24 protein-coding genes are annotated in these 22,868 nt (G+C 51.3%); 14 read left to right on the forward strand and 10 right to left on the reverse strand.

Going from position 1 to position 22,868, the window contains the following annotated elements; all coding sequences use genetic code 11:
• Positions 1–141 precede the first annotated feature (141 nt).
• Positions 142–885 carry a DUF928 domain-containing protein gene (locus KV190_RS04410; RefSeq protein ID WP_460194765.1) on the forward strand — a complete coding sequence of 248 codons (744 nt, stop codon included), beginning with the start codon at positions 142–144 and terminating at the stop codon, positions 883–885.
• On the opposite strand, the gene KV190_RS04415 is transcribed toward KV190_RS04410, so the two are convergent.
• From KV190_RS04415 to KV190_RS04425, 3 genes are all read right to left on the reverse strand, one after another.
• Positions 882–1,721: an acyl-CoA desaturase gene (locus KV190_RS04415; RefSeq protein WP_460194766.1), complete on the reverse strand. Its 840-nt coding sequence runs from the start codon at positions 1,719–1,721 to the stop codon at positions 882–884. The genes KV190_RS04410 and KV190_RS04415 overlap by 4 nt on opposite strands.
• A 90-nt stretch (positions 1,722–1,811) precedes the next feature.
• A complete protein-coding gene (gene hemN / locus KV190_RS04420) occupies positions 1,812–3,194 on the reverse strand; it encodes an oxygen-independent coproporphyrinogen III oxidase (protein ID WP_460194767.1) in 1,383 nt (460 codons plus the stop codon).
• 38 nt (positions 3,195–3,232) lie between these two features.
• Positions 3,233–3,964 (reverse strand): biliverdin-producing heme oxygenase, encoded by a 732-nt coding sequence (locus tag KV190_RS04425; RefSeq protein WP_460194768.1) that lies wholly within the window; start codon positions 3,962–3,964, stop codon positions 3,233–3,235.
• 274 nt (positions 3,965–4,238) lie between these two features.
• Here KV190_RS04425 and acsF point away from each other — a divergent pair, with 274 nt between their 5' ends.
• Positions 4,239–5,303, forward strand: coding sequence for a magnesium-protoporphyrin IX monomethyl ester (oxidative) cyclase (gene acsF / locus KV190_RS04430; RefSeq protein WP_460194769.1), 1,065 nt, complete (start codon positions 4,239–4,241; stop codon positions 5,301–5,303).
• A gap of 2 nt (positions 5,304–5,305) precedes the next feature.
• Here the strand turns inward: acsF and KV190_RS04435 are convergent, their stop codons facing one another.
• The gene (locus KV190_RS04435; protein ID WP_460194770.1) at positions 5,306–5,692 is read right to left on the reverse strand and encodes a DUF3181 family protein; all 387 of its coding nucleotides are present in this window, start codon (positions 5,690–5,692) and stop codon (positions 5,306–5,308) included.
• A gap of 137 nt (positions 5,693–5,829) precedes the next feature.
• Here KV190_RS04435 and KV190_RS04440 point away from each other — a divergent pair, with 137 nt between their 5' ends.
• From KV190_RS04440 to KV190_RS04450, 3 genes are all read left to right on the forward strand, one after another.
• Positions 5,830–7,803, forward strand: a complete 1,974-nt coding sequence (locus KV190_RS04440; protein ID WP_460194771.1) for a dynamin family protein — start codon at positions 5,830–5,832, stop codon at positions 7,801–7,803.
• A gap of 389 nt (positions 7,804–8,192) precedes the next feature.
• Positions 8,193–8,789, forward strand: coding sequence for a hypothetical protein (locus KV190_RS04445; protein ID WP_460194772.1), 597 nt, complete (start codon positions 8,193–8,195; stop codon positions 8,787–8,789).
• Complete coding sequence (locus tag KV190_RS04450) at positions 8,783–9,886, forward strand: patatin-like phospholipase family protein (protein ID WP_460194773.1); 1,104 nt, start codon at positions 8,783–8,785, stop codon at positions 9,884–9,886. Before KV190_RS04445 ends, KV190_RS04450 begins: the two co-directional genes overlap by 7 nt.
• Before the next feature lie 68 nt (positions 9,887–9,954).
• Here KV190_RS04450 and KV190_RS04455 read toward each other — a convergent pair whose 3' ends face one another.
• Positions 9,955–10,374 carry a photosystem I reaction center subunit II PsaD gene (locus KV190_RS04455; RefSeq protein ID WP_149819488.1) on the reverse strand — a complete coding sequence of 140 codons (420 nt, stop codon included), beginning with the start codon at positions 10,372–10,374 and terminating at the stop codon, positions 9,955–9,957.
• A 380-nt stretch (positions 10,375–10,754) separates the two neighbouring features.
• Here KV190_RS04455 and KV190_RS04460 point away from each other — a divergent pair, with 380 nt between their 5' ends.
• Positions 10,755–11,390 carry a YqiA/YcfP family alpha/beta fold hydrolase gene (locus KV190_RS04460; protein ID WP_460194774.1) on the forward strand — a complete coding sequence of 212 codons (636 nt, stop codon included), beginning with the start codon at positions 10,755–10,757 and terminating at the stop codon, positions 11,388–11,390.
• Here KV190_RS04460 and KV190_RS04465 read toward each other — a convergent pair.
• Positions 11,375–12,361, reverse strand: a complete 987-nt coding sequence (locus KV190_RS04465) for a methyltransferase domain-containing protein (protein WP_460194775.1) — start codon at positions 12,359–12,361, stop codon at positions 11,375–11,377. The two genes, KV190_RS04460 and KV190_RS04465, sit on opposite strands and share 16 nt — an antisense overlap.
• Before the next feature lie 236 nt (positions 12,362–12,597).
• Here KV190_RS04465 and ribBA point away from each other — a divergent pair, with 236 nt between their 5' ends.
• From ribBA to KV190_RS04480, 3 genes are all read left to right on the forward strand, one after another.
• Positions 12,598–14,241: a bifunctional 3,4-dihydroxy-2-butanone-4-phosphate synthase/GTP cyclohydrolase II gene (ribBA, locus tag KV190_RS04470; RefSeq protein WP_460195221.1), complete on the forward strand. Its 1,644-nt coding sequence runs from the start codon at positions 12,598–12,600 to the stop codon at positions 14,239–14,241.
• Positions 14,242–14,317: 76 nt separating this feature from the next.
• Positions 14,318–15,004 carry a photosystem II repair protein Psb32 gene (gene psb32, locus KV190_RS04475; RefSeq protein WP_460194776.1) on the forward strand — a complete coding sequence of 229 codons (687 nt, stop codon included), beginning with the start codon at positions 14,318–14,320 and terminating at the stop codon, positions 15,002–15,004.
• A 19-nt stretch (positions 15,005–15,023) separates the two neighbouring features.
• The gene (locus KV190_RS04480; protein ID WP_149818073.1) at positions 15,024–15,758 is read left to right on the forward strand and encodes a 2-phosphosulfolactate phosphatase family protein; all 735 of its coding nucleotides are present in this window, start codon (positions 15,024–15,026) and stop codon (positions 15,756–15,758) included.
• Here the strand turns inward: KV190_RS04480 and KV190_RS04485 are convergent.
• Positions 15,748–16,614 (reverse strand): 4-hydroxybenzoate solanesyltransferase, encoded by an 867-nt coding sequence (locus tag KV190_RS04485; protein WP_460195222.1) that lies wholly within the window; start codon positions 16,612–16,614, stop codon positions 15,748–15,750. The two genes, KV190_RS04480 and KV190_RS04485, sit on opposite strands and share 11 nt — an antisense overlap.
• 166 nt (positions 16,615–16,780) lie before the next feature.
• Here KV190_RS04485 and corA point away from each other — a divergent pair, with 166 nt between their 5' ends.
• The 3 genes from corA to KV190_RS04500 all read left to right on the forward strand — a co-directional run bounded on the left by corA (position 16,781) and on the right by KV190_RS04500 (position 20,095).
• Complete coding sequence (corA, locus tag KV190_RS04490) at positions 16,781–17,839, forward strand: magnesium/cobalt transporter CorA (protein WP_460194777.1); 1,059 nt, start codon at positions 16,781–16,783, stop codon at positions 17,837–17,839.
• Between the two features lie 324 nt (positions 17,840–18,163).
• Complete coding sequence (locus KV190_RS04495) at positions 18,164–19,018, forward strand: Tic22 family protein (RefSeq protein ID WP_460194778.1); 855 nt, start codon at positions 18,164–18,166, stop codon at positions 19,016–19,018.
• Between the two features lie 9 nt (positions 19,019–19,027).
• Positions 19,028–20,095 (forward strand): esterase-like activity of phytase family protein, encoded by a 1,068-nt coding sequence (locus tag KV190_RS04500; protein ID WP_460194779.1) that lies wholly within the window; start codon positions 19,028–19,030, stop codon positions 20,093–20,095.
• Here the strand turns inward: KV190_RS04500 and KV190_RS04505 are convergent.
• Together KV190_RS04505 and ebsA are read right to left on the reverse strand one after the other, a co-directional pair.
• Complete coding sequence (locus KV190_RS04505) at positions 20,092–21,159, reverse strand: phosphotransacetylase family protein (protein WP_460194780.1); 1,068 nt, start codon at positions 21,157–21,159, stop codon at positions 20,092–20,094. The two genes, KV190_RS04500 and KV190_RS04505, sit on opposite strands and share 4 nt — an antisense overlap.
• A gap of 45 nt (positions 21,160–21,204) precedes the next feature.
• Complete coding sequence (gene ebsA / locus KV190_RS04510) at positions 21,205–21,579, reverse strand: type IV pilus biogenesis protein EbsA (RefSeq protein WP_460194781.1); 375 nt, start codon at positions 21,577–21,579, stop codon at positions 21,205–21,207.
• Positions 21,580–21,717: 138 nt separating this feature from the next.
• On the opposite strand from ebsA, the gene KV190_RS04515 reads away from it, so the two are divergent.
• Together KV190_RS04515 and KV190_RS04520 are read left to right on the forward strand one after the other, a co-directional pair.
• Positions 21,718–22,050 (forward strand): DUF760 domain-containing protein, encoded by a 333-nt coding sequence (locus KV190_RS04515; RefSeq protein ID WP_460194782.1) that lies wholly within the window; start codon positions 21,718–21,720, stop codon positions 22,048–22,050.
• A 34-nt stretch (positions 22,051–22,084) separates the two neighbouring features.
• Entirely contained in the window at positions 22,085–22,513 is a 429-nt protein-coding gene (locus KV190_RS04520) for a hypothetical protein (protein ID WP_460194783.1), read from the forward strand.
• Here the strand turns inward: KV190_RS04520 and KV190_RS04525 are convergent.
• Entirely contained in the window at positions 22,510–22,809 is a 300-nt protein-coding gene (locus KV190_RS04525; protein WP_149818088.1) for a TM2 domain-containing protein, read from the reverse strand. The genes KV190_RS04520 and KV190_RS04525 overlap by 4 nt on opposite strands.
• Positions 22,810–22,868: the final 59 nt, after the last annotated feature.

The following is a 22,868-nucleotide window of genomic DNA, read 5'->3' on the forward strand; positions in this document are numbered from 1 at the left end:
ATCATCACCATCTCGTTGGCACTATCACCCCGCAGCCCACACCAAACTCCTATGGTAGTAGTGTGGCAGGTAGGGAAATAACCAAAGATGAACGACCCCCTAACACGTCCCGCTACCGCTTTTCACTAAGGATATTGACCTATGAAACGCCCTCTTTTCACGTCACTGCGATATTTCGCTCCTTGGAGCTTGGCCGTACTCATCCTCAATGCGGGTCTGAGTTGGGCGGGATTTACGCCCCCCAGAAACCTATCCCGGCCGGGGAATCGTGAGGGGGCGGCCACCCGTGGTGTCTGTAAAGTGCAAACCGCAGCGAATGAGCCTGATCTAACGACACTGGTGCCAGCCAGTAACATTGGTTTGACGGCAGCCAATCGCCCCACGTTTTACTGGTATTTACCCGCCAATAATTACCAAGCTCTGGAGTTTGCCCTCTTTCAAAACCTTGCCGATGGGACGCAGGTGCAAATTTACAAGCAGCAGTTTCCGATGGCTAATCGCCCGCGCCTAGACAGTATGACGTTGGCGGGTGACGTACCGCCCCTACAGGAAGGGGTAGATTACCGCTGGACGGTGAGCCTCATCTGTAACCCCAGTGACCCTGATCCCTCACAAATTCGCTTTGTCGAAGGCTGGGTACAACGGGTCGCTCTGCCCGAGACCCTGGAAAAACAACTCCGCGAAGCCAGTCCGCTCCAACAATATGATCTGTTGGCTAGCAATGGTCTTTGGTATGATGCCCTCGATGCGTTGGTGAAACTGCGGCAAGAGCAGCCCAATGACACCAAAATTAACACTCTCTGGACAGAGTTAATGACCACCGAGGGCGTCGGTCTCAATCGGCTGAGCAATCTGGCGATCGCCCAACGGAGCCGAGGCAATTAGGACAATGCCGTGGGCGGGGGCAACTGTACCTTAGAAGCCAGTCCTAGCCCTTGGAGCGTGCGAATGACCCACCATGTGGGATCCACTTCCCACCAGTACCAGCCGGCTTTGGCGACGTGGGGATAGGCGTGGTGGTTGTTGTGCCAACCTTCACCATAGGTGAGGAGTGCCGCCCACCAGAGATTGCGGGAGTTATCCGGTGTGTCGAAGCGGCGGTAGCCCCATTTGTGGGTCACGGAGTTAATAAACCAAGTGCTGTGCCAGAGGAAGACCGCCCGCACAAACATTCCCCACAGCAGCCACGACCAACCCCCTAGGCCATAGAGCAGCAAGGCAAGGGGCACTTGCAGCAGCAAAAAGTAGCGATCGAGCCAGCGGTAAAAGGCATCTCGTGTCAAATCCGGGGCATAGCGGGCATACTCCTCAGCATCAAAAAATTGGCGGTGGGGATAGACCAACCAGAGCATATGGCTCCACCAAAAGCCCCGCCGCGCTGAGTAGGGATCTTTGACTTCATCTTCGGTGTGGGCATGGTGCAAGCGGTGACCGGCAACCCAAAAAATAGGACCGCCCTGCATGGCCAAGGCACCCAAAACAGCAATGATGTACTCCAACCACTGGGGCACTTGGAAACTGCGATGGCTCAAGAGGCGATGGTATCCCAAACAAATGCCGATACTGCCAAAGAGCCAGTGGAGAAAGATGGTGACAGCCAAGGCAGACCACGAGAAAAAGAAGAAGGCAACCCCGGCCAAGACATGGACAGCCGCGAGAAAGAGGACAAAACCCCAATTGAGGCGGGCAGTCTCCGGTTGCAATTCCAAGGATGATGACATAGGCACTCCTCAACACCGTTTATGAGTTTAGACGCGAGTTTAGATCTCGGGATTCTGGATCACCCCGAAAATAGGAGAGGCAATGTGGGACTAAATAGCCTTAGAAAATGTCCTACCAGATTTTTGTTGCAGGTAGGTATCAAAGACGGCAGCCACATTGCGGATGAGGAGTCGGCCTACGGGGGTGACCTCTAGGCGATCGCGCCCCAAGTGAATGAGGCCATCGGCAGCCAATTCCCGCAGCGCAGCTAACTCGGGGGCAAAGTGGGTATCAAAATCGAGATTAAACTGGCGGGCGATCGCTGCTTTGTCGAGGGTAAATTGGCACATCAGTTCCATGATGATCGTGCGGCGCAGCAAATCCTCACGGTGCAGTTGAATACCCCGTTCTGTGGCCAGTTGACCCGCCGCAACCTCACTAAAGTAGGTGGCTAAGTGTTTCTGATTTTGGGCATAGGCCTCCTGCAACATACTGATCGAGGTGAGGCCAAAGCCAATTAAATCTGCGGTGGGCAGTGTTGTATAGCCCTGAAAGTTGCGCTTCAGCGTCCCTGCCTCTTGGGCGATCGCCAACTCATCGGTGGGCTTGGCAAAGTGATCCATGCCGATGTACTGATAGCCCTGACAAGTCAGTGTTTCAATCACCCGCTGCAAAATGGCCAATTTGGTTGTGCCATCGGGGAGCGTTGTCGGGTCAATGCGTTTTTGAATCGGTTTGAGATTGGGCAAATAGGCAAAGTTAAAGACCGCAATGCGATCGGGGTCAAGGCGCAGCGTTTTGGCAATTGTGGCTTCAAAGGATTGGACGGTTTGATAGGGCAGGCCATAGATAAGGTCAATGTTGACACTCTCAAACTCGGCAGCGCGGATCCACTCCATCACTTGAAAGAGCCATGCTTCAGGCTGTACGCGATTCACCGCTAGTTGCACTTGGGGATCAAAGTCCTGCAGGCCAAAGCTGATGCGATTGAAGCCGAGATCCCGCAGGCGAAAGAGGTACTCACGGTTGATGTAGCGGGGATTCACCTCAATGGAAATTTCCGCATTGTTGGCAAATTCAAAGTGGTGAGTGAGCGTCCGCCACAGGGATTCCACTTGATCAATGGTGAGGTAGTTGGGGGTACCGCCGCCCCAATGCATTTGAATCACGGGACGAGTGCGATCCAGCCGTGCCGCCACTTGGGCAATTTCCTCCGCCAAGGCATCCAAGTAGGTTTTGGCGATCGTTTGGCTTTGGGTGACGATGACGTTGCAACCGCAAAAATAGCAGGCGGTCTGGCAAAAGGGAATATGCACGTAGAGGGAGAGAGGCAGGTACTCTTCGTTGCTCCGCAGTAGCTCCCGCTGGAAACAGTGGCTATCAAAATCGGCAGTAAATTCGGCAGCCGTGGGGTAACTCGTATAGCGGGGCAAGGGGCGATCGTATTTTTGCAGCAGTGCCCCATCAAATTGAATTGGCTGAACCACACTCATGGATGTTTGCAAGCTCCTAACAAGATCAACAGTGGGTCTTAGACAGCAACGGCTTCAGGACGCGGGTGCTCCCGCCGACTGGGCTGATTCTCAATCACCACGGACTGCCACATCTGATCGCCAATGGTGGCTTTTAACTCCGACTCAAGGGCATGCATCAGGTTGCAGTTGAGGGCAAAGGCAAAGTTCGCTTCCTTGACAATACGGGCGATCGCCTCCTCATCGAGGCCAAGACTATCTAAGGTTTCCCGATACCGCTGCTTAAAGGCTTTCTTGTCTTCCGGGGTTGGCAGTGCTGGAAACTCATAAAAAGCGGTGCCTTTGCCTTCGGGGAGCGCTAACTGGGAACGGACAATTTTACTCAGGGCTTGCCCGCCGGACAGATCCCCCATATAGCGGGTGTAGGAATGGGCAATGAGCAACAGAGGATCACTCTGGGCTAGATCATGGATACGACTGAGGTAAACGCGAGTAGCCGTGAGGGGGGTAATCTGATCGCGCCAATTGTCGCCGTAGTAGAAGGCCAAGTCTTCGGCCAGTTGGCCACTGCGGTTCAGTTCGGGGAAGTACATTGCCCGCAGGCGATCGCCCGTAGCACTGGCTAAGGCAGCTTCGAGAGTGGTGTAAACGAAGTAAAGGTTGGCCAAGAATTGGCGAAAAAGGCTAGGGGTAATCAACCCGCGCACAAAACATTTCATGAAGGCGGTGTGTTCAGCCAAGGTGTGAGCCTCAGCAGTTCCTTCCCGCAGCGCAAGGGAGAGTACTGTCATACCTGTAACTCCTGAAATCAGTTTTTGACAATCTTTTTTGGGACAAGTTCATCCTGCCAACGGAGAATGGCCGTGGGCTGAATAGGGGCAGAACGGCAAACTACCGGTGAGTATTACTTTTTGACCATATGGCTGTCAAGCGAAACTTCAAAAAACATTACAAAACTGCCTACTTTTGCAAAATCGTCAAGGCGGTTATTGACCGTCCTCAGGGATATAGTATAGTAAAACGGTATGACCTGCATAGGTTTAGTTCTATAGGAGTGAAAGGCTTATGGTGGCGATCGCCCCCAATCCCGATTCAGGCCAGAGCGTTAAAACCATTCGCGAAAACCTTTTAACCCCCCGTTTTTACACAACAGATTTTGAACACGCAGCAAAACTTGACCTCAGTCGCCAGCAGGAACAACTCGAAGCAATGTTGGCGGAAATGCGGGCAGACTATAACCGCCATCACTTTGTCCGCGATGACTCCTTCAAAGGCACATGGGACACCTTGGATGCCGAGACCCGCAAAGCCTTTATTGACTACCTTGAACGTTCCTGTGTCTCTGAGTTTTCAGGGTTTTTGCTCTTTAAGGAACTCTCGCGCAAGCTCAAGAATCGTAACCCCCTCTTGGCGGAAATCTTTCACCTGATGGCACGGGATGAAGCGCGGCACGCAGGGTTTCTCAACAAGGCAATGATGGATTTTGGCCATGCCATGGACTTGGGCTATCTCTCCAAGGCGCGCACCTACACGTTTTTCCCGCTACCGTGGGTACTCTACACCGTCTATCTATCGGAGAAAATTGGCTACTGGCGCTACATCATCATCTACCGTCACCTGGAAAAGCACCCCGAACATTCCTTCTATCCCCTCTTTAACTACTTTGAAAGTTGGTGCCAAGACGAAAACCGCCACGGCGATATTTTCAAGGCCTTGATCCACTCCCAACCCCAATTGATTCAAGGCTGGGGCGCCAAACTATGGATGCGCTTCTTCCTGCTGACGGTGTTTGCCACCCATACGCTGACGGTGCATGAGCGAGCCAAATTCTATGAAGCCCTTGGCCTCGATGCCACGGAATTCGATCGCGAGGTGATTGCCAAAACCAATGAAACAGCGGCGCGCACCTTCTCTGTGGTGCTCAATGTCGATCACCCTGAGTTTTATCCGCGTCTGCAACGCTGTGTTGAAATCAGCGAGAAACTCCAAGCCATTGAAGCCAGCAATCAACCGAAGTGGCTGAAGGCCTTGCGGAAGCTTCCTCACCAGTTGGCGATCGCGGGTCATCTCCTGCGCATTTATCTATTGCCCCCGGTCAATGCCCAACAGGAATGGGGCACCGTTCACTAAGACTAAAGCTCCTCTTGGCGAAAACGGTTGAGCAGTTCTACCAGCAACGCTTGGTTGGCCTTGGGAATCAGGCGATCGAGGGAAAGGGACTGCTGACCCCCGCCAAGAGGAACTGAAACCTCTTGCAAGATGCTAGTGACCTGCGCCGAACTGATCTCCCCCTGTTCCAAGAGGGGCAAAAATGCCTCCGCAAGGGGGGTTGCCAGCTTTGCATCGCCAAGATACAGGTGCCATTTAGCGACATCCATATAAATCTCACGGCCAATTTCCGCCGCAAGGCGTTCAATGAAGGGGGTACGACTCATTGAGGTCACCGATGTTTGATTCACTATATTTGTAGCAGTCAGGGGGGCGATCGCTAGAACCTGCCAAAACCCATGATTACTCATCTCCCCTGATTAAGGGCGATTGCTGAGCAGACCAATTATTAAATTTTATTGCAGATTCAACTTTCTTGCTGTACAGTGTCAACACTTTTTATCTTTTGTGCTAGCCTAGCCATCAGTACTCCCTGACTGCTGATGATATGGCCACGGCCATCCCCCACGGTATTCCCCAAGACATTGAGCCGCGTGAGACGCTAGTAGAAGACTTGCGCCAAGATGTCATTCATTTGCTGAAACAGGCCGTTGATATTGTTGAACGCTACAACAACCTCCATAAAACAACAGGCACAGAATTTTCAGGTACACTAGCGATTCGGCAAGCCCTCGCCAATGTTGAGGAAATTGCTCTTCGCATGGCCGTGGTCGCCCCCATGAAGGCAGGAAAGTCCACGATTATCAATGCGATCGTTGGTCAACCGCTGCTACCAGCCCGCAACACAGCGATGACTGCCATTGCAACTGAAATTATTTTAGATATAAACTACCCTGAACCTGTTCTCTTTGTTCCCCAAGAGACTCGCACTATACTTGAAGACACAGCAGAGCAAATCCGCCAAGAATGCCACCAGAATCGTGTCGAAGTTGAAGCTAGACTACGACAGCAGTATCCTCATCTTCTCAAAACATTGATCGATATCATCAGCAATTATACTTTGCTTGCTCCACAAACAACAGGTGTTGAAAATGTATGTACTAGCTTACAGATAATGAATGATTTGGTACGTTTAGCTAGCGAAATCGTTCCTCCTTATAACCCTGTAAAGTGGATGCGAGAGCTACCTCAGATTAGGGTGGCACCTTTTACTCTTGAGGGAGAGGTTATCAATGCGGGCTTAGGTAACCTTGTAATAATTGACACTCCACCCCCGAACGAAGTGGGAGAGAACTTAGGGATTAAGAATATTTTTGCTCAACAGATTCAGCGTAGTAGTCTGGCTTTAGTAGTACTGGATTTTACCCAACTCAACACTGAAGCGGCTAAAAGTGTGCAAGACACTGTTCAAGCAATTGCTGAGATTCGCAGTGATACTGAAAACGTCTATGCCCTTGTAAACAAAGTTGATCAACGACGCAGAGGGGATATGACTCCTGAAGAAGTGCGGGAGTTTGTACAGCGAACGTTCAATATTCCTAGCCCTCACGTTTTTGAGGTGTCTGCTCAACGTGCCTATTGTGCGGCTCGTTTTTTGAAGCAACCTAATTTAGGAGAAGACTGGCAGCGTCAGCCTGAAACTAGAGATTTAGCACAAGAAATTCTTGGAAACAACTGGGAAAGAGATTTAGAAGTAATTACCAGAGAAGAGTTAACTGCAAGAGCAAAGCAGCAGTGGTATCAACACTCAAATTTCTATTACTTTTATGTAAACACTATTCATGAATTAAGAAAAAATCCTATCCCAAGATTAATACAAGAGTCCCTGAAGACAATTTATGGTTTTATGAACCAGCTTTTACAGAGCATTGAACTAGAAAAGAAAAATTATCAATCAGATATTAATAGATACAAAAATAAAATCAACCAAATCGATGAAAGTATTGAGGAACTAAGCAAACTAATTGATATTGATAGCATTATTACTGCTCATCATACTTATCAACAGTTGTATAACAAATCATCTAAATTACGCTTCTCTATGTGGTTTTATTCATATTCAGTAGATCAAAATACTGTTTCTCAGACCATCAAAGATACCATCTATGATAAAGTAAATAAAATAAATAAACATATTGATAAAAAAATGTATAACTTCCTGAAAAAACTAAAGAATCAAATGAAAGAAGATTATGATTTTACATTTAGTTGTTCTATTTCTAGTGCTCCTACTAAAACTTTTAAATCTTTAGAAATTCCAAAAATCACACACTTATCGGAATTATCTACAAAGCTAGAAGAAACAGCAATGATAGTAAATCAATATTTGGAACAATATGCTAGGGCTAATTTACATCAGTATATCGATCATTTAAGTGATTGTAAAAAGAACTGTGAAAATAAAGTTTATCAATTTATAGAGTATTATAACTCACTTGATGAAATTGAAATAAATATTCGAAGTATTTTGCAGATGATGCCGATTTATTTAAGCCGATTAAAGTACTTTTTTGGAGTTTAGATTCTATGAATTACTCGGCCATTGAAGAGCGTATTCCTCTTGTGCATGATCAGCTACTGATTGATTTAGTCAATAGCATTCACACAAATCAATCTTTGATAGCCTATCGCGCTAATCGAGGTTTCTTTGGTAGGTTGCTGGATAGTTTAACAGGTCGTACTTATAAGCAAGACACCCTCCTTGCTCAAAACTTGACCCGAGGGCAGGAAGCATTGCTGAGCATCACTAATGAACTGGTTGAAAAGTTAGAATTTGCTGAATATGCCCTTATCACTACTCAGCACTCGTTATTAGAAACCCGTAAAGCTCTTGTAGCTACGCAAAACTCTCTTCTAGAAACGCGCAGAGATCTTGTAGCTACACAACGCTCCCTCCTAGAAACCCGCGAGGTGCTTAATCGCAACACCCAGTTATTGGTAAATTTAATTCAGGTGTGCGATCGCAAGTTTCAAGAGCAAGAGAAACGCATTGCTACCCTTGAACGGCGGGTGACGGCACGAGAAGATTTCGATCGTATTTTCTCCCTTTGGCGAAGTGGCCAAAGCTATCACGATCTCCCTTGGGCAGTTCAAATTCTGTTTTTAGCCCGCGAAATCTACAATAGCTCCATTGCCTACCTAGAATTAGAGCAACAGGCCACCTACTATCGTGACTTACTGGTAAATGAAATTTTGGCACACCAACGGCACTACCTACCCAAGCATTTCTTCAGTACCGCAACGCTGCTAGAAGCAACTTGGCAAGCAACAGCACCCGAGGATCAAGCCCTTGTTCACGACATCCTAGCAAGCTGCCGCTATTCAGAACCCTATCCCCTGCTACACACCCTAACAACGCTGTATGCTCAACAGCGGCCTGCCTTTTTTCCCCAGCACGCCCCCTATACCCTAGATGCCAAAGAAGTCATTCAGCGGATTGTTTATGAAACTGCCGCTGCAACGTTGCATTCCCTCCAGTCCCTGAAACCCAAGGAGTTATTATGCTGAGCCTCGCCGCTGGTTCAAAAGTTGGTTTAGTACTCACGGGTGGCGGTGCCAAAGGTGCCTACCAAGTGGGGGCATTGCGCTACCTTGCCGAAAAGGGGTTTGAACCCCACATCATTGCAGGTACGAGTATTGGTGCCCTAAACGGTGCCATCATTGCCAGTTATCCCCAGCAGTTGGCTCGGGGTGTGAGCAAGCTCGAGGAGATTTGGCGTGAGATTGGTGCCGCCAATATCATCTCCGCTAACCCCAACTGGCCGAGCATTCTCATCAGCTATGGCCTGCAATCTGCCTTGCCTGAATTTGGCGGATGGCTCAATGCTTTTCTGGAGATGACGGGCATCCTCCCCAAATGCCATTCCTTCTTTGACCCGCGCCCGATCGAAGAACTCGTGCGCTCCTATGTCAACTACAACCAACTGAAACGGGGTACGGAGCTTTGGGTGACAGTTTTTCCCTCATTGAAGATTCCGGGGTTGGGCTATGACCTGTTGATGGCACTAATTGATGGGTTTCGCGCTTGCACAGGGACAAAGGCCGATTGGCTACGGGCACAGGACATTAATGACCCAGAGACGTTGTTGAATTTGCTGTTGGCCAGTGCCGCGATTCCCTTAGCCTTTCCGCAGCGGCAGGTGAATGGTCAAACCTATGTGGATGGGGCACTTCAGGATAATGTGCCCTTGGGAGCGTTGGCGCAGCGGGGCTGTACCCATGCCATTGTTATTCACCTTGAGGATGGAGTGCCCTGGAATCGTTATGACTTTCCTGACTTGACGATCATCGAGATTCGACCACAAACCTTGCTCAATACTTCAAACACAGTTGTACTGGGGAGTCTAGAAAGCTTGCTCGATTTCCGGGGCGATCGCATTGCCGCTCTGCAAGCGCAGGGGTATGCCGATGCCAAGGCAGCCATTGAACCGATTTTCACCCTTGCGCAGAACCTGAGAACTCTTCGCCAAACCCATGAGGAGTTAAAGGCTTCTACGGCAGCACTCCTGAATCACAATGAATTAGAAGCTTCAACAGCGGCACTGCTCAATCACAACGAACTGAGGGACTCCACAGCGGCACTGCTGAATCATAAACTGCTCTGATTCCACAAAAACAATACCCCCCATGGCTCATCCACAGGGGGCAACCAAAGTGGTCGTTCAGCACCGACCTATGGATCGTAGGGTTTCTTGCCAGTGAACTTCAGTTGAGAGGGGTTGGGATTCTGGCCAATGGAGCGAGGTACACTGTTGACCGCTTCCCGCCCTTGGTTGACTTTCTCAGGGAAAACGCCATCCTTGGGATGGATCAATACTGTTTCGCCATCGGGGAAAATGCGATAGATTTTGTAGTCGTTAATTTTGCGGGGACGCAGTTGTTGGGCAGCGAGGGCAAGGCACTGCTCCTTACGGGCAAGGTAAACGAGATTTTCACCTTCACGCATAACAGCAGCCCCAGCCGTCGGCATTTCAAAAACTTGTTCTTTGGGGCTTGTCCAAGTGATGGCGTATTTCTCTTCGGTGTCCGCTGCGCTGAGGAGGCCGCCGGTGCTGCCACCATAGAGCGGAGGTTGCCCAGTGAGTGTTGTCATGCGTTCGATCCTCAATCTCTCACGTTTTTATCCTTAAGATCGGCTGGATACAACCCTTTTCTTGGATATGGGATACACAAAAGGGATGCAATCCTCTCCCATAGAGGCCTTCGCAGTTTTAAGCGTTTGCCATCCTTGGGAAAAGGGCTGTAGCCAGATTCAACGGCATCGTAGCATTGAAATCGCGGTGTTGATGCGAGTTGTGAGAAACTGTAACAGTTCCTTCAAAATAAGGAATTGTTGTTGAGCTGTTTGATCAGCATTCTGAATTATTTTCAATGATCACCCTTGAAAAACTTATGGCTAAAGGGCTAATTTGTTAAGATTATTGACAAAGTGCGACAAAAATATGTCCGCTCCTCCCAAGGGATTATTGAGCAATGCAATATCTCTACCTTCATGGATTTGCCTCGTCGCCGCGATCGAGTAAAGCTCAGTATTTTCGCGATCGCTTTGAGGAACTCGGTCAACCGCTACTCATTCCTGATCTCAATCAAGGGGATTTTTTTCACTTGACCCTGAGTCGCCAAATTGAACAGGTAGAAGCGCTGCTCGCCCCAGAGGAACCCGTCACATTGATTGGCTCCAGTTTTGGTAGCCTGACGGCTGCTTGGCTAGCCGAAAAGCATCCCCAAGTGGTGCAACTCTTTCTCCTTGCCCCTGCCTTTGAGTTTGCGATCCAGTGGCTGCCGCGTTTAGGCGATGCATACCGTCGCTGGCAAGAAACGGGCGTTTTAGAGGTCTATCACTACACCGAAGAACGCCTATTGCCCCTCAGCTATGGCTTTGCCAAGGATTTACTGGCCTATGACGATCGCCAGCTTCAGCGGCCTGTGCCCACCCTCATTTTCCATGGTCTTCAGGATGAGGTGATTCCCATCGAAGCCAGTCGTCGCTACTGTGCAGGCCGCCCTTGGGTAAGTCGGGTGGAATTGGACAGTGATCACGCCCTCAAGGAGGTACAGCCGGCCATTTGGGGCATGATGTATCCGATCATCTATCAGCAATTAACTTGAGAGGCTGAGTGAAGGGAGACAGCAGGAATTTCTGCTCGCACAGCGCGAAACATGCCAAAGCGGCACAGTCCCATGCCAAAGGCAATCCGCATTAGCAGGAATGTCGGCACTTCCCGCAAGGACTTCACTAGCCCTGGTAAACCAAAGCGAATCAGCCCCTCTGGCCGCACAATTCCCTGCCAAATCGAATCTAGCCACGAGGGGAGCGTTTCCTGTGTCCAGTCCGCAGTCATCACCTCTCCAGCCACTAAACCCGTTGCGGCAAGGGCTTCGGCAAAGCCTTCAATGCTGGCAAAGGCGGGGTGTGCCCATTGATCCAAGAGCTGCCGCATAATGAGCCGCTCCCAGATATTCAAGGGGTGCTGGCGATCGTCCCGCTGGTTCCAATCGGCAACCACAAGAATTCCCCCCGGCTTCAGAACACGGAGTAATTCCTTAGCAAACTGCTGTTTATCCGGCATGTGCGGGCCTGCCTCAATGGACCAAACCACGTCAAAGCTGGCATCTGGAAATGACAAGGCTAGAGCGTCATCCACCTGAAACTGCACATTGAGATCCGCAGGAGTGAGTTCCCGCGCCCGCCTTACCTGTTCAGGGCTAATCGTAATTCCCGTCACGTGAAAGCCATAGTCACGCGCCAGTATGCGACTGCTGCCGCCAATGCCACAGCCCACATCCAAAACCGTTCTCCCCGGCGGCAAGCGATCGAGACCTGCCCAACGCACCATTTCATGGACAAAATCTACCTTTGCTTGGCGAAAGTCTTTGGGACGGGGGGGCGAACCATAGTGGCCAAGGTGAATATGTTCACCCCAGTAAAATTCAAGAATGCCGTCATTGGTCCAGTCGTCATAGGACTCGGCGACAGAGCGGGCAGACTCGTACTTGCGGGGAAACAGTAGATAAAGCGCTAACCCCACGAGGACTAACGCACCAACAGTGATAACCAGTATGAGCAATAGATGAGACATGCAGTAGATTGGCTGGTGAAACCTTTCACTATAATGGCGAGGTTTTCAGCATTTTCACAAGGGAAAGAGCCACAGATGGATTTTCGTTCGTGGGAGATTGTACGCTGCTCAATACTATCTTGAAAAATTGGTGCAATCCTGCCTGCTAGTGCTGCCGGCACCCAATCCTCGTGAAAAAGGCTGTAACTTAATAATAAGAAACCTTAAAAATTCTGGAAGGAACTGCCTTGGCGGATGTGCCTGTGTTTGACCCAATTGAATCTGCGTTGGATGCCCTGCGGCGGGGTGAAGTCATTGTCGTGGTGGATGATGAGAATCGTGAGAATGAGGGGGATCTCATTGGTGCCGCTGAGCGTGTGACCCCCGCCATGATTAACTTTATGGCTGTTCATGCCCGGGGACTGATTTGCCTCGCCATGGAGGGCGATCGCCTCGATGAATTGGATTTGCCCTTAATGGTAACAACAAATACCGATAGTAATCAAACCGCTTTTACGGTGAGTGTTGATGCCGGTGCCCGTTGGGGCGTGACCACAGGCATTTCCGCCGAAGACCGTGCCCGCACCATTCAAGCCCTTATTGACCCCACCACCCAGCCTCAAGATTTACGTCGCCCCGGCCATGTCTTTCCCCTGCGATCGCGCCCTGGGGGGGTTCTGAAGCGAGCCGGTCATACCGAAGCCGCCGTGGATCTAACGCGGTTGGCAGGTCTCTATCCAGCGGGGGTGATCTGTGAGATTCAAAATCCCGACGGCACCATGTCGCGGCTGCCCCAACTCATTGAATATGCCCGCACCCACCAACTGAAAATTATTAGCATTGCCGACTTAATTAGCTATCGTCTCCAGCATGAGCGTTTTGTCCGCCGCGAAGCTGTGGCCAAGCTACCGACGGAGTTCGGCGAATTTCAAATCTATGGCTATCGCAATTCCCTTGATCAATCGGAGCACGTCGCCATTGTCAAAGGGGATCCCGCCACATTTAGCGAGCACCCCGTACTAGTGCGCGTTCATTCTGAATGTTTGACAGGCGATGCCCTAGGTTCCCTGCGCTGCGATTGTCGGATGCAACTGCAAGCGGCTCTGAAAATGATTAACGCAGCAGGACGTGGTGTGGTGGTTTATCTGCGCCAAGAGGGTCGTGGCATTGGGCTAGTGAACAAGCTGCGTGCCTACTCGCTGCAAGATTTGGGAATGGACACGGTAGAGGCCAATGAGCACCTCGGCTTCCCAGCGGATTTGCGCAACTACGGCGTCGGCGCCCAAATGCTCAATGACTTGGGAGTGAAGCAGATTCGCCTGATTACCAATAATCCCCGCAAAATTGCTGGCCTCAAGGGCTATGGCCTCGAAGTGGTGGATCGGGTGCCCCTGTTGATTGAAGCGACTCCCTACAACACCCCTTATTTGACAACCAAAGCGGAGAAACTGGGGCATCTGCTGCTGCAAACTTACCTGATTACGGTGGCCTTTCGCTGGCAGGAGTCGCAATTAAATGCGGGCGATCGCTATGAGCGGTTGGAAAAACTACGTCATCTGGCCGCAGGCGTCCATTTGCTAGTGCGCGAAGAAGCTCGCCCCGTTGCTCAGGCCATCTTTGGGCATCCTGACCTGATTGTTCACTTTGGCTTTGATCAACCCCATGTGGCCGATCGCCAGTGGTATCAGCAGCCGGAACACCCCTATGTGCTTGCGGTGCAAACCCTGCTGCGCCAATTTTGCCAATGGCCAACCCTGAAGGGATTTGAGTTTCTTGTGGCCACCGGCAGCGATCCGATGCTCAACCTACCGATGGATCTCGATCGCCAAGCCTACACCCAACAGCCCCCCAGTGAGTGGCAGCCTCATCTGATCTATTCATGGTCAGCAGTGGAAAATTAAGATTTATTAGAAGAAAATTTATTTTTGCGATCAACATCTGAGAAAATTGCATAGAGACATACAGGATTAAGCACAGATGGATTGGCAAGTGGCTTGGAAAAACGGCATTCGCTATCTTTTGCTGGCACTACTCGCTAGTACGTTGTGGGTCACCCCCGTCTGGGCAACTAGCGCGATCGATATCCCTTTTCCGGGAACAGCGGCTGGTGTCGTTGATGAAGGCAATGTGCTCAGTGCCGTCACCCAAGGCAGCGTCGGGCGATCGCTCCAAGACCTCGCCGAGGCAACGGGCATCAATGTTCATGTGGTTACACTGCACCGCCTCGACTATGGTGAAACCCCCCAGAGCTTTGTGGATGACCTCTTTAACCAGTGGTTTCCCGATCCTGAGTCCCAAGCCAATCAAGTCATCATTGCCCTCGATACCGTTACCAATGGTACAGCCATTCATTATGGCGACGCCGTGGCCGAACGCTTGAATCCTGAAACTGCCGAAAGTATTGTCCAAGAAACGATGCGGGTGCCCCTACGGGATGGCAACTACAATCAATCAGTCCTTGACACCGTCGATCGCCTTGCGAAAGTCCTCAAAGGCGAACCCGATCCAGGGCCTCCTGTGGTACGCGAAGTGGTTGTCGAGAAAACCTACAAGAGCAAAGAGGAAACCGACGATCGCTCCGCCACAATTATCGTGGTTGCCCTGCTAATCGCCGCTACAGTGATCCCAATGGTGACATACTTTATGTATCAAGGATCATCGTAGCCAAGCTCCCCTTCCATTTATGAAAATCTATACCTACCACACACCAGAGCGTGTACCAGCCGACTGGCAACCCGACTGTGCCATTGCTGTTGATGTCCTGCGGGCAACCACCACGATCGCCACTGCCCTTGCCGCTGGCGCAGAAGCCGTTCAAGTCTTTAGTGATTTGGCAGAGTTAGAACAAGTCAGTCAGCAGTGGCCGGCAGCCAAGCGGATTCGCGTCGGTGAACGGGGTGGGAAAAAAGTTGCTGGCTTTGACATGGGGAATTCTCCTGCTGAATGCTTGCCAGAGCGGGTGAAGGGATGTCGCCTCTTTATGAGCACTACCAATGGCACCCGTTCCCTTGAGCGAATTCAAGCCAGTCCTCTCGTTCTTGCTGCCGCCCTTGTCAATCGTGCTGCCGTTGCCGAGTTTGTCCAAAAACATCAACCGGAAACCATCTGGATTGTTGGTTCCGGCTGGGAAGGCAGCTATTCCCTCGAAGATACCGTCTGTGCCGGGGCGCTGATTCATCACCTCTGGGGTCAGCAGGATGCCCCCCTCGAAGCCCTTGCGGGTAATGACGAAACCATTGCGGCTACTGCTTTGTACCGCTACTACCAAGATGATCTATTGACCCTCTTTCACCATTCCAGCCACGGGCAGCGCTTGCTCAACCTTGGCAATGAAGCCGATCTCAAATACTGTGCCCAAGTGGATATTTTGGCAATTGTGCCGTGGCAGGTTTCCCCCAAGCTCTTGACTAAGGCCTAGGGCACCACATCCCCACCCAAAGCAAAAAGCCCAACCAGACATTTTCATTGAAGTAACGACCATAGGTCTGAATGGGGAGCGTTGTGGTTTGGGTATCACGACGTTCGTGGGTATAGATTTGCAGGGATTGGCGCAGCCAAAAGTAGGTGGTCACGGCCAAAGCTAGCCAAAATCGCCAAGTGAGTCCCGCACTCCAGCCAACAATGATCAGGAACACCACCGTCAGCCCATAAAATAGCGCGATCGCCAAGGGTGCATAGGCACCGAAAAATAAAGCACTGGAATTTACCCCCAGGCGGCGATCGTCGGGGCGATCGGGCATGGCATACACCGTATCAAAGGCTAATGTCCACATCACCACTGCCGCCCACAACCACGCGGTGGTCAAGGTTAAACGTCCCTGTACCGCTGCCCAAGGAATGAGTACAGCAAACCCCCAAGCCACTGCCAAGACCAGTTGCGGAATGGGAAAGACTCGCTTCGCCAAGGGATAGAGGAGAATTACCGGCACTGCGGCCACCGCCAGCCAATACCCCAAGGGAGTGAGGTAAAACGTCAATCCCCAAGCACAGAGGAAAGCAATCACCATCAAGCCCAAGGCCACACTGAGGGAGAGGCGGCGACTGGCTAGGGGGCGGTTTTGAGTCCGCTGCACATGGGGGTCAATATTGCGATCCCAGCAGTCATTGACAATGCAGCCCGCCGCACTGGTGGCGATCGCCCCCACTGTGATAATGAGGAGCAACTGCAACGACGGCAAGCCCTCACTGGCCAACGTCAACGACCACAGCGCAGGAATGAGGAGAATCAAACGACCCGCAGGCTTATGCCAGCGCAACAGTTGGGCGATCGCCATCCAAGTTGGCACTGAGGTTCTCGAAACTTGAGAATTCACCACACCGCTCCCACCGTGAATGCCACTACACTTAAAAATCTTAACTTTTCAGGCGGTTTTGGGACGTTGCCGCCCCATTTGCCCTAGGCTTCCAGTAGCCAGCCTGTACTCCGTCTGTTCGCTCTTTATGGCCAGAAAACCCTTTCACTTTTTCCGTAGTGCCCCCCCGCCAGACCCCACACCCCCCGCCGAGGAAGAAGATAACTATCTTGAAGATTACTTCTTTGATGAACCCGGAGCCATGCCGGGTACCCTCAGTATTGAGGCCGATGCGCCACCACCAACTATCATTCTCATTGACTATCAGCCAGATCAGGCCAGCCGTCGCATTTTAGAAACACCTGAAGAATGTGGCCCCTACCTCAGCAGTCCCTCCGTCAGTTGGATAGATGTTCAAGGGATTGGTGATGAAGACGTGATGCGGCGACTCGGCCAAGTTTTTCACCTGCACCCCATTGTCCTTGAAGACATTGTCAACGTTCCGCAGCGCCCCAAAGTTGAAGACCATGACGATTACATGGTGCTGATTACCCGCATGGTCACCCCCAAAGAAAATGAACACGGCTTTTATACCGAACAGGTGAGCTTCGTCCTAGGGCAACATTTTCTGCTCACTGTCCAAGAAGAACCCGAACGGGACTGTTTTGACATGGTGCGGCAGCGGATTCGGACGAGCCGTGGCATTATTCGCCGCTACGGCCCCGATTATCTGGGCTATGCCCTCCTTGATGCCATTATTGATGGTTTCTATCCTGTGCTGGAGAACTATGGCGAACGCATTGAAGAGCTAGAGGATGCTGTGGTCACCCGTCCCAGTCGCGCCATTCTCGAAGAAGTCCACCAAGTGCGCCGCGAATTACTGGCGCTGCGCCGTGCCATTTGGCCGCAACGGGATGCCATCAATGCCATGATTCGAGATCCCAGCCCTCTTCTTTCTGAGGAAGTGCGCATCTACCTACGAGATTGCTATGACCATGCCATTCAGGTACTAGATATGGTGGAAACCTACCGTGAACTGGCGGCCAGTTCCTCTCCTTGGAATATGCCGGAACTCGAGTGGTATTGGGGCTATCCGGCCTGCTGGGCGGTCATGCTTACCGTGGCGGGCAGTTTATTTTTCTTTTTCTGGCGCAAGGGCTGGTTCAAAAGCACCACCAGCTTAGACCCCCTAGAGACTGAACGCTAGTTCCCGCAAGGGTATAGAAACTTGCCCCTTGTCCATTGCGTCAAATTGGCTTAGGGTGGGAAAGCAAAGGGAGTACTTGATATGTAAAAATACTCACTTACAGCCCCTTTCACAAGGATGGCACACGCTCAAAACCGTGAAAGCCGCTATGGGCAAGGATTACATCCCCCTTATGTATTCCATATTTAAGAAAAGGGCTGTACTTAATGCATAAGTTTTGGTGTGAGTTAGGTACTACATTGCGATCGCCACCCCTCTCCACAACTAAGAGACTGAATTTGGAGAGTTGATCTACTGCAATAGAGCATTCATTTAGGAGACTGTATGAAAAGATTGGCACACTTGGGTGTTTTGGCAGGGTTAGTGAGTAGCCTGTGGCTCGCACCCACCATCAGCCGCTATGACATTGCCACTGCCTTGCCCGAAGAACAAGTGCTGCGGATCCTCAACAATGTGCCCGTTTTTATGATCACCAATGATAAGGGGGAGCCGCTGACCTTTGAGATGCCCAATCCCCAAGATCAAAGCAAGAAAATTCAAGTTTTTACCTTCTTTGTTAGTCAGCAGGATGCCCAAACGGCCCTGAACACGATTAAAACCCAGCAGCCGGATGTGGGTCGCGTGGCTCGGGTCTCGGCAGCCGCCCTCAGTGGAGCGGTGAAAATTGCCCTCGAAAGCCAAAAGAACCCTGCCATTGGTGTGGACATTATCCCCTCCAGACCGCAACTGGAAGCAGCGGTGAATCTGCTCAAACAAAGTGGCGATCTAGTCGAGCGCGATGGCAGAATTCTGACCAAGGATGGTAGGCCGTTTATGGGCGGTACCCCTCTCTTTTTCCTAGCAGATAGCAAAACAGGCAACCCCATCGCCGTAGAAGCACAACTACGCGAAAACGGCCAGACCCGCACCCAGCGGTTTATCCCCTTTTACTTTGACAAAACCCAACTCCAACGGGAAGTGGATCAAGCCCGCCAGCAGCGTCCTGAACTGGCCAAGGATACGGGGATTCGCGTCGTCATGCTGGATAATTTGGTGGCAACCATGTTGAGTACCAACGATCCCGTGGCGGGTCAAATTCAATTGGTACAAACCCCTGAGGCGATTCAGTTTGCCGTGCAACAGAGCGGTGGCAATAATGCTCAGCGACCGAATCAACAGGGGAGTGGAACGAACCGCTAAGACACACCCATGCCCTGGCGACGCCTGCTAACGGGAATTTTGATCCTTGGCTTTCTGTGGGGATGTGCTCTTCCTCAAGTGCGAGCAGAGGAGCGCCTGTTTCTGAATGTCGGGGTGGAATTTCGTGGTGAAGTCCAACTACCCGTCGGCAGCCAGTGGCAGAATACCGAGGTGGGGGGGCTGTCGGGTTTGACCTACGATCCGCGTCAACAACAGTTCTATGCCATTAGTGACGATCGCCAGCAACCTCGGTTTTACACCCTCGAAATCACTCCCGAAACTATTACCCCCAAGGGCGTGACCTTTCTGCGGCAGCCTAATGGTGAGGTGTATCCGCCCAACACTGCCGACACTGAGGGGATTGCGCTGACGCCTGAGGGGCAGTTTGTCATTAGCAGCGAAGGGGTAACGGCTACGGCTAGCCCCCCTTGGATCAAAGAGTTTGAGCGCGCGAATGGACGAACCAGTGTAGCTCTCCCTATTCCCAAGTACTATCTCCCCAATGGCCAGCAGGGCATTCGCAATAATCTTGGTTTTGAGGCACTGACGCTTTCGCCGGCGGGCGATCGCCTGTTTGTCGGCGTTGAATCGGCCCTTGCCCAAGATGTCCGCCCCAATATCCCCATTTACTGCCGCCTGCTCCATTACCTGCGGGGGGATGTTGCCCCTGTGTTGCTGGCGGAGCATCTCTATCCCTTGGATCCCTCAGAGGCAGTGTTTAACGGCCTCGTGGAGCTACTCGCCCTTGACAATGGTGGTCATTTTCTGAGCTTGGAGCGCAGCTATAGTCCGGGGGTGGGGCATGGCATCAAGCTCTTTGAAGTGTCCCTAGCAGGGGCGACAGATACCCTTGGCATGGCCACGTTACCGGTTGATCTACGCACCATCCGCCCTGTGCAGAAACGTCTGATTTTGGATTTCAAGACGCTGGGGATTCCCCTCACCAATTTAGAGGGAATGAGTTTGGGGCCCCCCTTGGCCGATGGGGCGCGATCGCTCTACATCATTGGCGATAACAACTTTGATGGCAAAACGCCGACCCAAGTCCTGATTTTTGCCTTGACCGCGAAACCTTAGGCCTCAACCGTCAAGAGTCCCAACTGAGCCAGCAGGCGATCGCCATCCACGTGCTCCTGCATCATTTGTTCGACGCATTTGACTTTGGCGATTTCATGGAGGCGCACCTGACCAAAGGCACGATCCACAATTTCCACGGCTGTCAGGGTGTCTAAGTCCACTGAGAGGATGGGAATTTCCAACTCTTCGGCACGGGCAAGAATCGCAGGGGAAGGCGGCAAATGCCCCGTGAGGATCAGACAGTGGGTGGAAGTCTCCAAGGCCGCCCATTGAATATCGGTGCGATCGCCCCCGGTAATCACCGCCATATTGTTCGCTTTACGGAAATACTTCAGGGCAGCACTGACGTTCATTGCCCCAATGGTAAGTTCTTCTACCAGCAAATCCAAGCGATCCGGACGGCACAAAACTTCGGCATTTAACTGGCGTACCAATTCCTTGACACTGACACTGCGCAGCAACTGACTACGGGGCAACATACCAAAAACTGGAATTTGGTGTGCCTCGAGATATTGACGAATGGCAGGCAAGGGTTGGGCTTCGGGTTGGGGAATATCGTTGATGATCACCCCCAATAGGCGATCGCCCAATTCCGACTTGGCGAGGAGGAGCGATTCCACCACCAAGGGGGACTCATAGCGCACCACCAGTAAAATGGGTGCATCCAACACTGCTGCCATCTGAGCTAACCCCAAATCAAACAGCCGCCCCTCTGCCAATGTGGCTGGCCCTTCAAGGAGCACCAAGTCTTCACTGTTGATATTGTGATAGGCGGCTAGGGCTTGGCGATAATCCTGCTGATCTGTGCCCATGAGCCGTGCCTTGATGGCTTCTGGCGTCAGCGTGAGTAATGTTGGTCGCACATTCTCTAGGTTGAGGGTTTTCTGTAAAAAACTGACATCAGCTTCGGTTTCTTCGCTGTCGGTAGCGGGTTGGTATGTGCCCAAGGGCTTACCATAGGCAATGCGCAGATGGCGATCGCGACAGAGCTTGGCCAAGCCTAAAACCGTTGCGGATTTGCCGCTGTAGGGCACAATTGAACCAATCAATAAATGCTTTGCCACCGTTTAGTTACTCCTCCCGCAACCCCAACCCTAAACACGCTATCCTTAGTCAAGCCGTAACAGCTTACGATAAAACGCTTTAGAAAAATCGGCAATACGATGTTTTTTATAGTTAATAATTACATCAATGAGATGATCCACCAGTTCAAACGTGGTGATAGACATTTCGTACTGTAGATCAGGAGAGTTATCAAAGGTCACCGTACAACGGGATAAATCCGCTGGCAAATTGGCGATCGTCCATGTGGCAACAAAATCAACATTGTTACCGCCTTCAATCCCCCGTTGTCCCTCCAACTTCCCCAGACGGTAGAGGGCAATGCCCAAGGGCAGCAGTGGACGTTTCTCAGCACGCATGTAGGGGGCAAAGATATTCACTTCCCGGGCGTTGGCAGGCTGAAGCTGATCGAGGGCGGTCATGCAAGAATCCTTGTGTATTCAGTCTCACCGAGTGCTGAGGTCTATTCTACAGTTAGAGCAGGTAGCACGGGAGTCTTAGCTCTAGTAGCGCATTTGGGTTTGGTAACATATAGTTAACATAACTAACGAGCACTGCCTATGGTTTTTGATCCCGGAAACGCTAATTTCTACCAGTCTTCTACGGATGATGGGCAGCCCAATCTGCTCCTGAAGTACCTGCAAAGCCAATCGCCAGAAGTTTTGAACCGTATTGCCCGTTCCGTCAGTCCAGAAATTCGCCAAATTATCAGCCAAAATGTCCAAGGTCTCGTGGGCGGCCTTCCCTCCGAGGATTTTAATGTCCAAATTGCCACCGATCGCGATAACCTTGCGGGGTTATTGGCCTCAGCCATGATGACGGGGTATTTTCTGCGCCAGATGGAGCAGCGCATGGAACTGGAAATGAGCCTCGGCGATCTACCGATGCCCTAGGTTCTCCCAACATAACTTGATGTGAGTCTTGCTTGTGTCTGATCCTTGGCAACAGTTTAAGGCACTGCCTTGGCGATCGCTGGTGCCCACAGGTCTTCTCGTTGCCCTGCTTGCAGCGCTGTTTGATACCGGGCTTTACTATATTGCTGGTGCTGTTGCATCTGTCCGCGAGGCGTTGATCATCCTGCTTCAGCCTCCTTTGGGTCTCTTAGTCCGCCTTGGTCTGAGTATTGGTCTTGGGATGGTGGCAGTGATCTCTTTGGAGGTGTGGTTTAACCCAGCGCCTATCTATAGCGGCACCCTCTGGGCGTTATTTCTGTGTGTCCTAATGGCCAGTGTGTTCTTGAGCTTTTTGGGCGGCACCTTGGGACTGCGGCCGCTATTTTTTCCGCTCACAGAGGTGTTCTTGATTGGCACAGCCGTGGGGATTTTCTGGCAAGGTCGTCGCTACTGGCGGTATTAATTCGCTTCCTCAAGACGAGACGCGGGGAGCTTCGGAACGACGGCACTAATCTCAGGATTGAAGGTGGCATCAAAGGCATCGGCTCCCTGAAACAAATACCACACGGCCTCAATCACACAGGCAATGCGAGCAATGCTACCCAGAGAACCGTAGGGCACCGTCGAAAAGAGTAGCCCCAGCATGAGGTAAACGCCACCCCACAGGGGTTGACGCAAATAAAACTTATGGAGTCCGGGGAGAAAGATGCCGGCCAAGGCTAAGAGAATGGCGATCGCGCGATTACGGTAGCCCATCATGTGAAACCATACATGACTCTAGAATGCGATATTTAGTTAATCTTTAGCAAAACGCAACC

It is taken from the genome of Thermosynechococcus sp. FA-CM-4201 (genome assembly GCF_054689355.1).

Excerpts from the sequence above, each read along its gene's own strand:
- KV190_RS04410 (WP_460194765.1), top strand. The coding sequence starts at position 142 with ATGAAACGCCCTCTTTTCACGTCACTGCGATATTTCGCTCCTTGGAGC.
- KV190_RS04415 (WP_460194766.1), bottom strand. The coding sequence starts at position 1,721 with ATGTCATCATCCTTGGAATTGCAACCGGAGACTGCCCGCCTCAATTGG.
- hemN (WP_460194767.1), bottom strand. The coding sequence starts at position 3,194 with ATGAGTGTGGTTCAGCCAATTCAATTTGATGGGGCACTGCTGCAAAAA.
- KV190_RS04425 (WP_460194768.1), bottom strand. The coding sequence starts at position 3,964 with ATGACAGTACTCTCCCTTGCGCTGCGGGAAGGAACTGCTGAGGCTCAC.
- acsF (WP_460194769.1), top strand. The coding sequence starts at position 4,239 with ATGGTGGCGATCGCCCCCAATCCCGATTCAGGCCAGAGCGTTAAAACC.
- KV190_RS04435 (WP_460194770.1), bottom strand. The coding sequence starts at position 5,692 with ATGAGTAATCATGGGTTTTGGCAGGTTCTAGCGATCGCCCCCCTGACT.
- KV190_RS04440 (WP_460194771.1), top strand. The coding sequence starts at position 5,830 with ATGGCCACGGCCATCCCCCACGGTATTCCCCAAGACATTGAGCCGCGT.
- KV190_RS04450 (WP_460194773.1), top strand. The coding sequence starts at position 8,783 with ATGCTGAGCCTCGCCGCTGGTTCAAAAGTTGGTTTAGTACTCACGGGT.
- KV190_RS04455 (WP_149819488.1), bottom strand. The coding sequence starts at position 10,374 with ATGACAACACTCACTGGGCAACCTCCGCTCTATGGTGGCAGCACCGGC.
- KV190_RS04460 (WP_460194774.1), top strand. The coding sequence starts at position 10,755 with ATGCAATATCTCTACCTTCATGGATTTGCCTCGTCGCCGCGATCGAGT.
- KV190_RS04465 (WP_460194775.1), bottom strand. The coding sequence starts at position 12,361 with ATGTCTCATCTATTGCTCATACTGGTTATCACTGTTGGTGCGTTAGTC.
- psb32 (WP_460194776.1), top strand. The coding sequence starts at position 14,318 with ATGGATTGGCAAGTGGCTTGGAAAAACGGCATTCGCTATCTTTTGCTG.
- KV190_RS04480 (WP_149818073.1), top strand. The coding sequence starts at position 15,024 with ATGAAAATCTATACCTACCACACACCAGAGCGTGTACCAGCCGACTGG.
- KV190_RS04485 (WP_460195222.1), bottom strand. The coding sequence starts at position 16,614 with ATGGCGATCGCCCAACTGTTGCGCTGGCATAAGCCTGCGGGTCGTTTG.
- corA (WP_460194777.1), top strand. The coding sequence starts at position 16,781 with ATGGCCAGAAAACCCTTTCACTTTTTCCGTAGTGCCCCCCCGCCAGAC.
- KV190_RS04495 (WP_460194778.1), top strand. The coding sequence starts at position 18,164 with ATGAAAAGATTGGCACACTTGGGTGTTTTGGCAGGGTTAGTGAGTAGC.
- KV190_RS04500 (WP_460194779.1), top strand. The coding sequence starts at position 19,028 with ATGCCCTGGCGACGCCTGCTAACGGGAATTTTGATCCTTGGCTTTCTG.
- ebsA (WP_460194781.1), bottom strand. The coding sequence starts at position 21,579 with ATGACCGCCCTCGATCAGCTTCAGCCTGCCAACGCCCGGGAAGTGAAT.
- KV190_RS04515 (WP_460194782.1), top strand. The coding sequence starts at position 21,718 with ATGGTTTTTGATCCCGGAAACGCTAATTTCTACCAGTCTTCTACGGAT.
- KV190_RS04525 (WP_149818088.1), bottom strand. The coding sequence starts at position 22,809 with ATGATGGGCTACCGTAATCGCGCGATCGCCATTCTCTTAGCCTTGGCC.